This window comes from Leucobacter iarius, from assembly GCF_039530105.1.
In the GTDB taxonomy this organism is placed as follows: domain Bacteria; phylum Actinomycetota; class Actinomycetes; order Actinomycetales; family Microbacteriaceae; genus Leucobacter; species Leucobacter iarius.
Genome location: NZ_BAAAOB010000033.1, coordinates 1 through 512, shown reverse-complemented (window position 1 = coordinate 512; position 512 = coordinate 1). Strand labels below are relative to the sequence as shown.

Annotated in this window: 1 protein-coding gene; it reads right to left on the bottom strand. The window is 59.0% G+C overall.

Annotated features, from left to right (window positions below; all coding sequences use genetic code 11):
* Nucleotides 1–83 precede the first annotated feature (83 nt).
* Nucleotides 84–374 carry a hypothetical protein gene (locus ABD169_RS16145; RefSeq protein ID WP_344033628.1) on the bottom strand — a complete coding sequence of 97 codons (291 nt, stop codon included), beginning with the start codon at nucleotides 372–374 and terminating at the stop codon, nucleotides 84–86.
* Nucleotides 375–512: the final 138 nt, after the last annotated feature.

The window sequence follows — 512 nt, the reverse complement described above, 5'->3', positions numbered from 1 at the left end:
AGCCGGGGCTGGTTAGCCTGAGCTGTGGCGGCGGCCTGATTAACGCCTTCAGCCGGGGCGGCCTGCATGGCAACAACAAACTGTTATGCATTCGCCCGCAGCACATGAGCCATGAGCTGATGCCCGACGTACTCCGCATATCGGGGAGGGATCGCTTCTGCGATGGACTTTCGGTTGGTGGTCCAGTCGATGCCCATCGCCTGCTGGAAGTGACTATCGGAAAACAGCGCGGCGATACTGATTTTGTCGAAAAAAGCCAGCAGCACGCAGGCCAGCAGCGACAGCGGAATGGCCCAACGAACTGCTTTTTCAGGCGTGCGGACGCCCTCGCCGCTCGCCTCTGCAGGCGCGGCGTTGGTCTCTAATGTGGTCATTTCTCCCCCTTAAGGGTTCGCGTTTCTTATCGCAATGACATCAGCGAGAAAGTCGGGTCAGCGAGCGGGACGTTAGAGAGATCCCTTCCCGCCGCCATCCAGCGCTTCGCCAGCTTCACGATACGTGCATTATTGAAG